The sequence below is a fragment of the Shewanella chilikensis genome, from assembly GCF_002836945.1.
Classification (GTDB): domain Bacteria; phylum Pseudomonadota; class Gammaproteobacteria; order Enterobacterales; family Shewanellaceae; genus Shewanella; species Shewanella chilikensis.
The window spans coordinates 1-15,302 of record NZ_NIJM01000074.1 but is presented as its reverse complement, the minus strand read 5'-3'; the positions used below and the strand labels follow the sequence as shown (position 1 = coordinate 15,302).

7 protein-coding genes are annotated in these 15,302 nt (G+C 51.0%); all 7 read right to left on the bottom strand.

The genetic code is table 11. The annotated features are described in order from the left end of the window. Positions 1 to 207: 207 nt before the first annotated feature. Complete coding sequence (locus CX651_RS18730; RefSeq protein WP_101057537.1) at positions 208 to 2,127, bottom strand: bifunctional diguanylate cyclase/phosphodiesterase; 1,920 nt, start codon at positions 2,125 to 2,127, stop codon at positions 208 to 210. 8 nt (positions 2,128 to 2,135) lie between these two features. Next, positions 2,136 to 2,843, bottom strand: a complete 708-nt coding sequence (locus CX651_RS18725; RefSeq protein WP_101057535.1) for a transglutaminase-like cysteine peptidase — start codon at positions 2,841 to 2,843, stop codon at positions 2,136 to 2,138. Positions 2,844 to 2,860: 17 nt separating this feature from the next. After that, positions 2,861 to 3,466: an OmpA family protein gene (locus CX651_RS18720; protein ID WP_101057533.1), complete on the bottom strand. Its 606-nt coding sequence runs from the start codon at positions 3,464 to 3,466 to the stop codon at positions 2,861 to 2,863. Continuing rightward, on the bottom strand, positions 3,466 to 4,869 hold the full coding sequence (locus tag CX651_RS18715; RefSeq protein WP_039035382.1) for a TolC family outer membrane protein: 1,404 nt from the start codon (positions 4,867 to 4,869) through the stop codon (positions 3,466 to 3,468). The genes CX651_RS18720 and CX651_RS18715 overlap by 1 nt, the downstream gene beginning before the upstream one ends. Positions 4,870 to 4,902: 33 nt before the next feature. Continuing rightward, positions 4,903 to 6,285, bottom strand: coding sequence for an HlyD family type I secretion periplasmic adaptor subunit (locus tag CX651_RS18710; protein WP_101057531.1), 1,383 nt, complete (start codon positions 6,283 to 6,285; stop codon positions 4,903 to 4,905). Between the two features lies 1 nt (position 6,286). After that, positions 6,287 to 8,458, bottom strand: coding sequence for a type I secretion system permease/ATPase (locus CX651_RS18705; protein ID WP_101057529.1), 2,172 nt, complete (start codon positions 8,456 to 8,458; stop codon positions 6,287 to 6,289). Between the two features lie 101 nt (positions 8,459 to 8,559). After that, positions 8,560 to 15,302 (bottom strand): immunoglobulin-like domain-containing protein (locus tag CX651_RS18700; protein WP_157822700.1); only part of this gene is annotated, 6,743 nt, incomplete at its 5' end.

The window sequence follows — 15,302 nt, the reverse complement described above, 5'->3', positions numbered from 1 at the left end:
GCATCTGCTTTGGGAGCAGAGGGTCAGAGGTTCGAATCCTCTATCACCGACCAAAACATTTAAGCCCCTGAGAAATCAGGGGCTTTTTGTTTTTTAGCATTCAAAGCCTTCCTGTTTTCATCCTCAGGGGGCACGAGTGTCTTGGGACTTCCCTGTCTCGACGGCTTCGCCTAAAACAAAGGCTCCCCGGAGGGAGCCCTATATCAGTTACTCAACATTCACCGGCGGTGAAATAAAGCCTTGGTATGCTTGAGTCTTGAGTGGCGTAAAGCGCTCCAACTGACCTTTCTCTTGAATACCTGTCACTATCACATCGATTTCCAGCCCTCGGGCCACGTTCACCAGTGCGCGGCACAGTTCGCTGTTGTGCTGGTTTTCATCATATTGTGCAAAGGATTGGTCCAGCTTGACGTAAGCCGGCCGCAGGCTTTGCAGATAAGACATGGAGCCGAACTGACGGCCGAAGTGGTCTATTCCTATACTGGCACCATTGTCGCGAATTATGGTGCACAGCGCCTGACAGGCGTCAATATCGGTATAGATGGCGGCTTCCGGTAATTCAAAGGCCAAACGGTTTGCATGGCGACAGTTACGCAGGAAGTGATTGAGCCATTCATGGAACTTGGGATCGCTGATGCTGTGATGGGTGAGGTTAACCGCAATGGCTTCGGCATTCTTCTCCAACAACTCATCTTCACTGATCTTTTCAATCAGGCAGCGGTCGAGCAAGCTACCCAGAGACAATAGCTCGACATAAGGCATGAACTGGCCTGCATGCACCAGTTTGTCACCTATTTGCAACTGACAGAAAAGTTCCCGCTGCAGTATATTGTTAGATCCTTGATAGTGCACAGCTTGCCAACGGAAACGGAATTGTTTGCGGTTAATTGCGTCGGTAAGCTTATCGCGCCACTGCTCACGACTGAACAACTGCTGTTCGTTGGTCTCCAACCAGTGATAAACCTTGCCTTCCTTGAGGGCGATTTGCAGGGCGTTATCCGAGCGCGCCAGCAGCTCGGAACTGGTCATCTGCCCGATACGTTCGGCAATACCTATGGCGTAATCTTCATTGGGCTTACAACCCGCCTTGACCATTTCCTGGTTGGTTGTACGGATCAGGGTTTGTAGATACTTACTCAGTTGTTCACGTTCAACATTGGTGATCAAGAAAGCAAATTCATAGGCGGCGATACGGGCAATGACAGATTCACAGATTTCGCCCAACTCATGCTGCAGTTTTTCTGAAAGCAGCTTGATGGTTTCGTCCCGTACCTGATAGCCATACTTGCTGTGGACTTCTTCGAGCCAGTCGAACTTGACCATCATCAGAGCGCCGCTGCCGGGTTCACCTAGCCAACCGCCAACGCGGCCCATCATATATTGACGATTAGGCAGGTTGGATACCTGATCCACCAGATTCTTTTTCCTGAGTGCAGTGACTTCTTCATCCAGAGAACTGAAAATTTTCTTCAGCTGGGCTGACATGCTGTTAAAAGCGTTGACTACATCCCTGAGTTCCAGGGTTTTAGGCAGCGGCATATCCGGGCCGAATTCACGTTTGGCAATGCTTTTGGCGTGTTCGGCAATGGAGTGCAGCGGGCTGAGGATCCATGTCAGACCCAGACGTGCAAACAATATGGCGACCAAAAATAGAATTGAAAAGGCTATTAGGGTATGGCTCATAATGCGCCACAGTTCATGGTAACCAAACCCAGGATGCGCGGTAATTTCCAGTTTGGCCAGCTGTAGCCAACCTGAAGTAATGGTGCTTTCTTTACGTAAAGGGGTAAATATCCCCAGATTGATAAACCATTGGGGCACATCTTCGATGCGGATATTGTTATTCCAGACCTGCTGTTTGCCATCAACAAGCCAAGTTAGCTTCACCTGTTGGTAATAGCCTCCCTCGAAGATGACATTAACCATGGTTTCTGCGGTGGCGAGATCACCGGCCTCCAGTGACGGAACCAACATCAATCCCAATGAATGGCTGACATTATTGAGGTCCGACTCCATCTGCTCAGTTAGAAAGTTCTGGGTCTCATTGAATTGCACATAGCCCACACTGGCGACAACCAAGAGAAACAGCCCAAACAGTAACGAGTATATCTGTCGAAACAGTGTCATTGCTGTAGCTACTCCAGTTTTAATTTTGGCTGACGCAAGCGATCAGCCCCTAATCTGTGTCTCAGGTCATTCCACTTTTCCAAGCGAGCGGATGATCCTGCTAATACACCGCGTCCTTTCTCTTTGTTTAGCCACAATTGTTTACCGTTAAAGCTGTATACGGGGATCAGATCTCCACGCTGTGTTGCCGGTTTGAGCTCGCGATCCAGGTTGTCCAAAATAAGAGGGACAGAGGAGGGCGTCTCATAATAGGCCAGCACCATATGGTACTGATTAACACTGGTTGCCTTAACCATGGTGATGCGCATCTTATCTTCAGGGATGCCCAACTGCAGCAGTGTGAAGTATTTGGCGATGGAGAAGTCTTCACAGTCACCGCCATTTACTCCGATAAACTCCAAAGGGGTGGCCCAGTAATTAGCCATCCCCCAGAGTTTGCTATCATCTACAAAGCGAAACAGGTTAAAGAAGTTGTTTACCTTGGTGATTTTTCCCATATCGTCCAACCCTTGTGCCTCGTCCAGTATCTTGAACCAGGCTCTGGCCCTGAGGCCAGCCCGCTCGCCATAACGTGATTCCAGCGTTTTGGTAATGCTGTTGGCGTCTAGCTGTTGGGTGGATGCGGCGTACAGGCATGACACGGCCAGAGTCGATGCCAGTACTGTGTAATGGCAGACCCTTCTGAGCAGTGAATACCGGTTGAGCCTGCCTGTCATATGGGGATATCAAGGTCCTATTTCACTTCTTGATCCACAGTGTAGATGTTCCACTTCATATCGGCCATAGTATCCTCGCCTGTTACCTCGGCGATAACCCGGCGGTTACGTTTGTGGGCCAATTGAGTGTCTGTTGGATCTACAGGTCTATCGTAGCTGTAACCTACTGCGGTTAGTCTATCGGCGGTAATGCCGAATTGATCTTCCAGCACTTTGGTTACGGCATTTGCCCGATTTTGCGATAGCTTCAGGTTGTGATCATAGCTACCGGTACGGCTACAGTGCCCTTCGATGGTCACCTTGGTGCTGGGATATTGCTTCATAAAGTCAGCAATGACACCAATTTGATCATAATACTGAGGATCTATGTAGAAGGAATCGTTGGCAAAGAGTATCTTCAACTCGGAACGCTCATTGATAGGCTTGATCTTACCACAACCATAGTTATCAATGTTGGCACCTTCGACAGTACCTGAGCAGCGTTCACGGGCCTCGATAACACCGTCTCTGTCATGATCATTGAGGTCGTTGACCTGAGCTGTTGGCTGATCCATGGATACAGTGTCGCGCATTGAGCAACCCGCCAGTATGGCGACGCTAAGCAGTGTGATAAAGAGTTTCATTATTTAACTCCTCCTTCATATTCACGCTCCCCTTTCCATACATCGGGGCGAGTGACTCTCAGCGAGTCGAGTAGTTGTCCTGTGGCATTGAGTACGCGGTATTTGGCAATCACTTCGTCATACTCGGCGGTCAGATAGTCTTTCCTGGCTTCAAACAGCTCATTCTCGGTATCCAGCAAGTCGAGCAGGGTACGCTGACCCAGGTTGAATTGCTGTGAGTAGGCGACTTGAGTGTCTTTAGCGGCAATGACATGATCGCGAATATACTGCTTCTGTGGTCCCAGGAACTCGTATGCGTTCCAGGCAAGGTTGGCGCCTTCAACCACTTCACGATAGGCGCGCTCACGGATCTCCTTCGCTTCACCTATCTTGTAGCTGGCTTCTTTTTCACGGGCTAAATCACGGCCACCGGCGAACAGGTTGTAACGAACCCTGACCATGGCAAGAATGTCATTGTTGTGACCACCGACATTTTGGCTGGCGATCCGGCTAAAGCCATCTTCACCGTCCAGGTTGTTGTTCATGTTACCTTCTACTTCCAGCGTGATCTTAGGGTAGTAGTTGGATTGAGCCGAAGATTTCTCATACTCGGCGGCGCGGATATCACTGGCGGCCGACTTGAGAATGGGATGGTGCTCCTGGGCCATCTTGATACTGGAGTCTACGTCCGCTGGCAACATATCGGCATCCGGAACCGGTACTATCAAGTCTTCCGGTTGCTGATGAGTAATGCGGAAAAACTGACTCTTGGCATCTAGGAAGTTATTGCGTGCCGATACCACATTGGCATTGGCGCGAGCCAGACGACCTGTGATTTGCGATAGATCCGCGGTAGAGCCTAAACCTGAGTCAGTACGTTGCTTGATCTGTTCGTAGATGTCCTGGTGGCTCTTGAGGTTTTTCTCTGCCAGCGTCAACACCTGCTCGCTACGTATATAGTTGATATAGACCTTGGCGACATCCAGGGCCATATCTTCGGCAGCGGCAAACAGCGCCCATTGATCGGCACTGGCTTCGAAGCTGTATCTGTCGACTTCACTGCTGGTAAAGAAGCCGTCGAACAGCATCTGCTTGATGCTGACACCGAATTCGCCCCGTTTGAGTTCAATTTCATCATCCGTGGTGCCGGCCAAACGGCGTCGGGTAGCTGGACTGTCTGTGTATTCATAGCCATAACCACCGGTAATATCTACCGTTGGCATGTAGCCGGCTATGGCCTGGTTTACCTGCTCTTCACGAGCTTTGAAACGGTTAAAGGCGAGTCGTAGTTCCGGGTTGGTATCCAATGTTTGCGCTACGGCTTGTTCCAGGGTCTGACTAAACCCTGCCGTGGGCAACATCAGCCCGGTAATCGCCAGTGCCAAGGCACTGGGTTTCACCAGCCGAGTAACTTTCTTGTTCATGCTAAACCCTCCAGGTTTATTGTGACTATGAGCCTAGCGTTCTCTTAACGCTGTTTCTTTGGCCCTTAGAATGGGATTAAGTATGTACTCAAGGACAGTTCTTTTCCCGGTAATTACGTCAACAGAGGTCAACATCCCGGGAATAATGGGCATCTCAGTGCCATCGTCTTTAATTAAACTGGACTCTTCGGTCCGCACTTTTACCAAATAAAAGCTGTTGCCTTCTTCATCCTGAGTGGTGTCTGCACTTATCTGTTCCACAGTGCCTTTCAACCCGCCGTAACGGGTAAAATCATAGGCGGTCACCTTAACTATGGCGGGCAGCCCCGGATGCAGGAAGGCGATATCCTTTGGCAAAATTCGGGTTTCGATCAGCAATTGGTCTTCGGAAGGGACGATCTCCATAATATCGATACCTGGCTGAACAACGCCGCCCAATGTATTGATATTTATGGTTTTGATGGTTCCGTTGACCGGTGAAGTGATAACGGCTTTGCTGACTTTATCCTTGGTTCCCACTTGGGCCTCATTCATTCTTGCCAGCTTGGCCTGCATTTCATTGAGTTGTGCGCGGGAATCGGCGGCGTAAACCAATACCGCTTCCCGGCGCTTGAGTATCGCCTCATCCATGTTGGCTTTGAGCTTAGGGCGCATCACCCTGAGCGTCGCCAGTTCGCCTTGAATGTCGTTAACTGTACGTTCCAGCTTCAACAGTTCCACCTCGGGCACTATGCCTTTTTGTGCCAAAGGTTTGGTCAGTTCCAGTTCGCGGCTGACCAAGCGGTAACTGGTGCTCAAGGTGCCGATTTTCGAGGTTAACTCTTCGGTTTCCTGTTGCCGCTGTTGAATTTGTCTTGCCTGGATCTCCACCTGGTTGCTGAGGTTATCCAGGCGTCCGGCGTATTCTTCCTGTTGGCGCCTGACCAGTTCAGGCTCTTTTTCTGTCAGTTCGGCAGGAAATACCAGTGGGATCTTGGTTATTTTGAGCTGTTCGCGCCAGTCGTTGGTCATATCCGAGATAAAGATACTGTTCAGCTCAGCCTGAAGGCGAATAACATTGGCCTGCAGGCTGTAGACCTCTTGTTCTTGCTGGGCGGCATCGGAACGAAAACGGGTATCGTCTATGCGTACCAAGGGCTCACCTTGTTTGACCAGCATGCCTTCCTGAACGTACATCTCTTTCAAAATGCCGCCATCCAGACTTTGGATGACCTGAACCTGGGAAGAGGGGATCACTTTACCCGTGCCCTTGGTAACTCGGTCGAGGGATGCAAAATAGGCCCAGGTGAGGAAGCAGAGCATCATGGCTGCCAGCGACCAGATAATCAATCTGTGGCTGGTGGGGGCATCTGTCATCATGGCGCCGTAGACATCGTCTACCATTTCCAAGTCATCAGAAGTCAGGTGCTTATTCATATTACTTGCCTCCTGCCATTAGCCCTTGGTTGAGCTTTTCGAGCACCTTGTCTTTGGGACCATCGGCAATGATGTGGCCTCTGTCCATCACTATGATGCGATCAACCAGATTCAGCAGATGCATCTTATGGGTGATGATCAACAAGGTTCTGTCGCGGCTGACATTATGCATAGAGCGCATGAATTGCTTCTCGGCTCTGGCATCCAGGCTGGCTGTGGGTTCATCCATCAAAAGCACTGGCGGGTCATTGAGTATGGCTCTGGCCAAGGCCACGGTTTGTCGCTGGCCTCTGGACAGCGAATGGCCGCCTTCACCTACCTGTTGATCCAGGCCTTCTGATTCCAAGTCGGTAAATAGGTTGACTCCTGAGAGCTGTACGGCTCGGATCAGCTGATGTTCTGTGACCTGACGGGTGCCGAAGAGAATATTGTCCCGAACCGAACCGTGGAACAGGGTGACATCCTGTGGCAGATAGCCGAAGTTACGGCGTAGATCGCTCGGGTGGATCTGGGCGCTGTCTATGCCATCGTACCTTAGGCTACCGTTGCTGGGTTTAAATAGTCCAACCAGCAGCTTGGCCAGGGTACTCTTGCCGCTGCCGTTACGGCCGATAATGGCTATCCGCTCGCCGGGACGGATCCTTAAGGCGAAGGGGTGCAATACAGGTTTTTCCGAGCCTGGGTAACTGAAGCTGAGGTCGTCGGCTTCTATCTTGCCCATCAATCGTTGTTTGCTGACCAGGTGGCCTTTGTTTTCAAATTCATCTTCCTGGGTCATTATCTGATCCAGCTGTCTCAGTGCGCTGGCAGTTTGGTTGGCTCGGGTCATTAAATTAGCCAGCTGTGCCATAGGCGCAACGGCCCTGCTGGCAAGCATCACAGCAGCAATGATCCCACCCATGGATATATCATTATCGGCAACCCGGTAAACCCCTAGAATAACGACACTGACGACGGTCAGCTGCACCACAAAGTTGGCGACATTGGCCACTGAGTTGGAAAGCTTTTTCGATCTCAACTGCCAATTGGCCGTGTGACCTATCATCTGCTGCCAGGCTTTCTGTACCAGGCCTTCTGCCCCATAGGATTTAATGGATTCCAGAGAGGCGAGACTTTCGATCAAGTGGCCATGCTTGAGGCTGGCAAATTTATTGCTTTCCTCAATAGCTGTCTTGAGCCTGGGTTGGACAATCAAGGTATAGCCGATGATGATGAGGCTAGCGACAAGGGGGATTAGCGCCAGATCGCCTGCGACCAGATAGATAATCAATACAAACAATAATGCAAAGGGTAGATCAACCAGCGTGGTTATTGTTGCCGAGGTGAGGATCTCCCTGATGCTGTCAAACTCACCCAGCTGACGCGCCATGCCACCGACACTGGCCGAGCGGTTTTCGAGGGGAATGCCGATTGCCTTATAGAACAGTCGCGATGAGACTATGATGTCGACTTTCTTACCGGCAACATCGATAAGGTAACTTCTCAGCTGCCTCATGACCAAATCAAACAGATAAGCAATACCGGCTCCGATAGCCAGAACCCACAGTGATTCGAACGCCAGGTTGGGCACCACTTTATCGTAGACGTTCATGATAAACAGCGGTGAAACCAGGGCAAACAAGTTCACCAGGATTGAGGCAATCAGTGCATCACGATAGATGGGGGCCGAGTCTTTAATGGTTTGCAGCAGCCAGTGTTTACTGTGGTCATGATGATAGACATCAAACCCCATATCGCCACGGTACTGTTGTTTCACCAGAAACAGATAGCCTACATAGAGGGTTTCCAACTCTTCTATAGATAGGCGTTGTTCGCCGCCGGTTTCCGGCAGTTGGATCACCGCATATTGTTGTTCCAGATCCAGTTCGCGAAGAATGCAGGCTTTCTTGTCTTTCAAAAGCAAAATACAAGGCAGCTGAATGGCAGTAACCTGATTCAAGCCTTTACGGGAAAGCTTGGCCGTCAGACCGGCCCTGGCAGCAGCCTGTGGCACCAGTTCCGGTGATAAAACGGCGGAAGACAAGGGGAGGCCTGCCGCCAGAGACTCGCTGGAACAGGGGCTGCCGAAGTATTCTGTCAATAGAACCAGGCTATCGAGCAGAGGGTCCACAGTGACTCGCTGGGAAGCCGAGATAGTCCATTGTTCAGGTTTAGGTGAAGCGGATGCGGTCACAGAACGACTTATCCTTTCGTTTTATATGATTAATTCTAGTATCAGCCATGGCGGCCTATATTGCGAATTGCAATATAGGCCGCCTTCAAATCAAAGAGCTTTTAAAACACTTCGTCTGGTTTTGGCTGATCCAGCCCAGAAGAGCTACTCTGGCTGACATAGGAAGCACCTGGATTGGCCGATTGAGTATCGACAAGCAGAGGACCATCGCCGTTACTTCCCAGCAGGCCATTGATAATGTCGCTTTCATCACTGCCGTATTCCGCAAACAGGTCGACACCGTCGAGTACTATATGCTGATCGAATTCACCGTCCAGATCCGCATCGATAGAGATGGTGGTATTGCCATCAGCAACACTGAATTCGAAATATTGCTCCAGTGAGTTGTGCTCTTCACCCAACAGTAGCTCACTGAGATCCAGCTTATCTTTGTTGAGTTCAAAGTCAGTGATGTGGTCGGTGCCGGTTTCTCCTGCTTTCCAGCTGAAGGTATCTACGCCTTGACCACCAGTGAGCCAATCATCACCATTGCCGCCAACCAGCAGGTCGTTGCCATTACCACCGAACAGCATGTCATTACCATTGTCGCCGTAGAGTTCATCATTACCGCCTTGGCCAAAGAGGATATCGCTGCCCTCGCCGCCGCGGATGGTATCACCCTTGTCGTTGGCGCCTGACTTATCAAACAGGTTAGGATGCTCGCTGATAAAATTGTGAATTTCAGCATCGGTTGCATCGCTTTGGCCCAACTCGCCGGCAATAAAGGCTTTGAGTGCGCTGTAACCCTGGCCTTGAATGCCATCAAAGCGAATCACATCACCGAAGATGATGTCGTTACCCGCACCGCCATCCAAGGTATCTGAGCCTGGCATATCGGTGATTTCGTTGCCGAGAATAGCCTCGGCCAGTTCATCGGCATCGATGTTGGTCTGGACGTTGCCATCTGTATCGTAAGACCGCAGATCATCCTCATCGATATTGGAGCCCATTCCTATGGCTTCAACCGTGACACCCAGGCCAGAGAGTAGAGCAAAACCAGCTTCGGAATTCTCAATGGTTGTCTGCGTGGTATCACGGCCATTGCCTCCGATAGAACCATCATCTTTGTTGTAATAAGTTGGCTTACCATCAGTAATGAAGAAGGCTAAGTTGGTGGCACCACTATTGTTTTGAGCATCACCATTGGCGAACCAGTTGGCTGTGTTGGTGAAGACATCCTCATAGTTGGTACCGCCACCGCTGCGCATACTATTCAAGGCACTCTGAAGAGTGCTCAATGCATTGGGGTCATTGAGATCTACGCTGATGCTGCCCTTGGCATAAGTATCAAAGTCCACCAAGAAGATTTTCACCGTACCGCTTTGCTCAGCATCGGCGCTGGCTTTCAGTGTCTCAAATACTTGAGCCAACTGAAGTTTCATCGCCTTCATAGCCCGATATCCAATACTCCCCGAGCTATCGACCATAAAGGCGATATTGTAATCCTGCCCGGGAACCACGACTGTGCCATCCAGGTCGCCGATAACGATATCTTCGGCGTTACCCAAATTGACCGTTTGATCGCCTGGGCCCGCTTCAGTGACCTGATAGTTGACCACAGGCACCACAGCGATATTGCCGCTGTAAGTGTCACCATCGGCATCGGTTACCGTGACCGTAAAGTCCAGGTCGCCGTCTTCGGTGCCCTGCATGGTCTGGTACTGATAGAAGTCCCAGTGGCCTGTACCAGGGGTGAATTCCAGCTTAAAGACCAAGTCGCCCGAGTCTGTTTGACCCAGCAAAGTATTGCCTGAAAGGGTCACTTCAACGGCTTCCCCGCCGGCGGTCACCAGGGATGTGTCGGTCACACCGGCCAATGCCATGCTGCCTTGGCCATCAGCGCCCCATTGGGCCGTCACTTCACCTGAGGCATAGGCGATTGCCGGGGCGTCGCCTGTGCCAATGAACTCTAAGGATTTGATGGTGAAGTCACTGTTGTCTCCATGGCTGGGAGCTTTACCGTTGTCGGTTGCCTTGATAACAACTCTATCAAAGCCGCCATCCTGCACGTTAAAGTCAGCCGCATAGTCACCGTTGTTTTTATCCGAGCTGAAAGTTTGGCTGGATATCAGTTGGCCATCACGCCAGAACTCGGCCACACCGCTTTCAAGTTCACCTTTAAAGATGTTGGCAAACTCTATCTTCATGCCGAACGCCAGGGTGTTGGGGGCCAGATCTATGATTATCTCTTCAGAAATTCCTGTGCCATCGGCAAATTCACGGAAATCTACTTCGTTGGCAATGTTGTGGTATGGCGAGCCAACACTGGCAACCCCTATACCTGAACTACTGCTGTTAATATTTGCAGAGGTTAGAGTGTGGTCGGTAGATGAGGTGAAACCTCTGGCCGTGATGGTGAAACCATCAAAGTTCAGTTGCCCTGTATCATCAGAGTCACCAGTCAAATCGAATACGCCTAGGAGAGTATCCGGAATATCGGTTACCGTAGCCGTTACCGGTGCGGTATCCGGCATGTAAGGCGCATCATCTTCAACGCTGACCACGAAGCTGCCGGAGACAGTGCCGCCATTGCCGTCATCAACATTGACCTCAAAGGTTATATCTTTAACATCTTCAATGCTGGTATCTGGGTGATCTATTGGTCCCAACAGCTTGACCTGATAGTCCCAATCACCACTGCCATTACCCGCTGGCGGTGTCAGTACCACAGTCATTACTGCAAGGTTACCTACAGAGCCTGTCAGTGTGTGAGTCGCAACGTCCCACTGCCAGGTAACAGCCTGGCCACCTGAGGTGATACCACTTGGTAGCGTCAGGCTAACAGTCAGTGCATCACCATCCACATCCTGAAGTTGGATAGTGCCATTTGCAGTGGCACTGTCAGTGGTATCACTGCTGCCGTTTGAGTCCGGCAGGCCATTGGTCAGGCCTTCCTCAGAGACAACGGCATTGGTAGTGGTAACGATAGTTGGTGCGTCGTTGACACTGTTGACCTTGATAGTCAGGGTCGCAGTATCACCATTGTTGGTCACATAGGTGATAACGGGCGCAGTACCGTTCCAGTTGGCTTCCGGAGTAAAGGTATAACTACCATTTAGGTTGATAACCAGAGTGCCACCTTCAACCGAAACCTCGTCTCCGGCGCTGTAGACCTGACTATCACCGACTACGGTAAAGCTCGCTAACTCAAGATCTTGGCCATTGTTGAATTCACCTGTGTCATTGTCAAAAATGTTGCCGCTTGCCAGCTGACCTTCATTGATTTCCTGGTAATCATCCACAGCAGCCGTGTACTTCTCGACTTTAACATCCAGAGTCGATACAGCCGTTTGGTTGTTGTTATCTGTACCAACAATCTCAATACCTGAAATCTTCAGCGAGTCGACATCTATACTATGAGGCAGATTCCCTATCAGCTCGGCGTTGACTATGATATTGCCTTCACTGCCAGCCGCTATGGCAGACCAATCCAGACTGATCTTCAATACATCTTTGTTGGGGCCATTACCCGGCATTGAAGCTATCAGATACTCACCCTCAAGGCGCCAGCTCAATGGGAAGTTTTCTCTTATACCTTCGATTGTAATACCGCTGAAATCACCATTTTGATAGTTGAAGCCGAAGTCTGAAAGTTCACTGTCACCGGCCTTGAAGCGCAGCGATTGTTGATCTGTATCCAGGTTGTCATCCTGCAAACCAAATTCATCCAGACTGGCCAGCGCATAGGAGGTAATAGCGACTGGAGCGCCTCCTGGTGCATCCAGGTGAATATCCAGATTGCCAGTGGCCTGGTCGCCGTCACTGTCGGTGACCACTACACCAAAGTCCAGATCCAGAGACTCTGTTGAGCTAACAATTTCCTGAGCGGTTGTGCCGGTCAATTGGAACTTGGCACCGTCAGGCGTTACTGCACTCAGCTCTATATAGGCGATAGCGCCCAAATCACTGATAACTTCGTTGGGGCCGATTTCGCCTTCACCCAGCAGTTGACCGTTGGCATCATAGGCCTTGTAGTGCACCATTACAGGGTCGTTACTACCGACGTTGAAGTTAAAGCTGGCACTGGCTACTGTGTCTGTATAGTCAACGATAAGGGTCTCACCACCGGAAACCCAAGGGTTAGCCACTCCAAAGCCGTTGTCTGTACCATTGACATCGGCCAAGTCTCCGTTGCCATCGCGGCCATAAAGTGTGAAAGCCACTTCGGCATCAGAGGGCACCTTGCTTGGATCGTTGTATATGTTGTAGGCACCGGTAGCGTTGTCATAAGTGACATACACGGTACTGCTGATGCCGCCCTGACCTCCGTCCAACGCGCCAATATCGATCTCTTTCAACTTATCTATGCTTTGCAGTATATCCAGTTGATAGCTGTCGCTGTTTGGATCTGTGCTGAGAGTAAAGATCAGCGTCTGATCAGGGTTAGACGCATCATAGGCCGTAGCAGGGCTTTCATCGCTTGTATAAGCGAACAGTTGATCCGGGTTGTTTGGATCGACAAAGAAGAAGACTGTTTTGCCTCCGGCCGTGATATCAGACGCACCAAAGTAGGTTTGAGAACCGGCATCCCAGCCGTTTACGTTGCCGCTGAGATCGGAGGTGTAAGCTTGATCTACCCCACTGGTATCAAGCGTACCGATATAAGTGTCAGGAGCATTGGTACCATTCAGAGGACCAGCAATCAGAACGACTTCATCATCCGCTACAGTAAGGTTAACTGTGCCGCTGGCACTATTATTGAGCGAATCGACAGCGTTAATAACAATGCCTGTGATATTGATTGAATCGATATCAACAGGAACACTCCCATGTTGTAAGTTATCCAGCAAAGTTGCAGTGACACTGACATTACCTGTTTGACCTGAGCCAATAACGCCACCATTAAGTGATAAAACAATCATTGGTGTACCGTCAATGCTTCCTACCAAGTCTCCGGAGCTGCTATCGACGATCCAGGTAATATTCCCATCCAAACCGCTGACAGTAATTCCCGAAGTTGGACCAAACGTGAAGTCGATGATATCGGCCGCACCACTCGCTGTGAATGTAAGGAATGAACTATCAGTGTCATGATTATCTTCAACAGTATCAGCATCTTGCAAAGATAGGTTAATACTGTCTCCTCCGAGAATGTCATTGTCGGTGATGGTGCCTGTGCCGCTGTCGCCTGTGCCATTGGCGGTAGCGTTCAGGGAGTAGTCTTCATCGCCTTCAAAGATGGTGTCATTAATGGTGTCGACCTGCACCAGGAAACTGGTGGCGCCGGGTGGCACGGTGACCGTGTTGCCGGTCACGGCAGTGTAGGTGGTGCCGCCATCGAAACTCACCATATAGGTGAGGCCGGTATCGGTGCCCACAATGGCGCTGCCGTTACTGAGGCTCAGGGTGACCTCGGTGTCGGTGGCACTGGGGTTGCTGAGGCTGACGGTGAAGGTGTTGGCATTGCCTTCGACCACGGTGTCACCGGTAACACTGCTGACGGTCGGGGCGCTGTCATTGTCGGTGATCTGGGCGGTGCCCGTCACAGTGCCATTCGCGCCGGTGCCGCTCAGCGTGTAGTCTTCGGTGGTCTCAAAGATGGTGTCATCAGTGGTATTGACCTGCACGGTGAAACTGTCGGTGTTGGCCGGCACTGTCACTTCGAAGGTGCCGTCCGCATTCACGCTGACAGTCTGAGGTGTCCCGTTGATGGTGACGGTGACTTCGGTATCGCTGAAGTCCACCCCTTTGGTGGCGCTATTGCCGGCCAGTGTCAGCGTCAGGGTTGTGGCGCTGCTGGCGGTGTTGCTCAGGTTGACGTCGAAGGTGTTGGCATTGCCTTCGACCACGGTGTCACCGGTAATGCTGCTGACGGTCGGGGCGCTGTCATTGTCGGTGATCTGGGCGGTGCCGCTGTCGCCTGCGCCATTGGCGGTAGCGTTCAGGGAGTAGTCTTCATCGCCTTCAAAGATTGTGTCATCAATGGTGTCTACCTGCACCAGGAAACTGGTGGCGCCGGGTGGCACGGTGACCGTGTTGCCGGTCACGGCAGTGTAGGTGGTGCCGCCATCGAAACTCACCATATAGGTGAGGCCGGTATCGGTGCCCACAATGGCGCTGCCGTTACTGAGGCTCAGGGTGACCTCGGTGTCGGTGGCACTGGGGTTGCTGAGGCTGACGGTGAAGGTGTTGGCATTGCCTTCGATCACGGTGTCACCGGTAACACTTCTCACCACAGGCGCATCCTGGGCATCAAGAATGGTGGTGTCGGCGCTGTTGTTGCTGCCTATCTCCAGTTGTTCAAGGCTATTATCAACGTCAGTGACACCACTAATAGTGACGCTTAGATTTTCACTATTTTCATAAATACCATCGTTGATGGTATTAACTGTAAAGCTTTGCTGGCTATCTCCGCTAATGGTTACGCTTGGAGGTAAGTTATCAACATCTGCTGCAGTTGCCGTACCACTCCAATCAAGCGCAACGCTAACCGAAGCTCCACTAGGAAGGGTTACCGGGTTACCGTTGGCATCGACCAAAGTCACTGTATAAGTGATTTCACCACCTTCAGTGACACTGGATTTGTCTACGCTGATCTGGGCAAAAACTGTGTCGGTAGTGTCATTTACCAGTGTGGAAGCTGTGTCACTTGTATCCAGGTTTTCAAAATTACCACCTTGAGCATTATCTATACTTACGGTCAGTGTTTCTGCGTCAACAAATACATCATCGGTCGGCGCTGCGACGGTGACGGAGCCTTCGGTTTGACCGGCTGCAATGGTGATGCTGGCGCCGTTGGACAGGGTCAGCACCAGGTCGGTTTCAGGGGCATTGTTGACCGTGGCGGTGTAGGTAATGCTGCCGC

What these genes read in the sequence shown, in the direction of transcription:
- CX651_RS18730 (WP_101057537.1), bottom strand. Translation starts at nt 2,127, where the DNA reads ATGACACTGTTTCGACAGATATACTCGTTACTGTTTGGGCTGTTTCTC.
- CX651_RS18725 (WP_101057535.1), bottom strand. Translation starts at nt 2,843, where the DNA reads ATGACAGGCAGGCTCAACCGGTATTCACTGCTCAGAAGGGTCTGCCAT.
- CX651_RS18720 (WP_101057533.1), bottom strand. Translation starts at nt 3,466, where the DNA reads ATGAAACTCTTTATCACACTGCTTAGCGTCGCCATACTGGCGGGTTGC.
- CX651_RS18715 (WP_039035382.1), bottom strand. Translation starts at nt 4,869, where the DNA reads ATGAACAAGAAAGTTACTCGGCTGGTGAAACCCAGTGCCTTGGCACTG.
- CX651_RS18710 (WP_101057531.1), bottom strand. Translation starts at nt 6,285, where the DNA reads ATGAATAAGCACCTGACTTCTGATGACTTGGAAATGGTAGACGATGTC.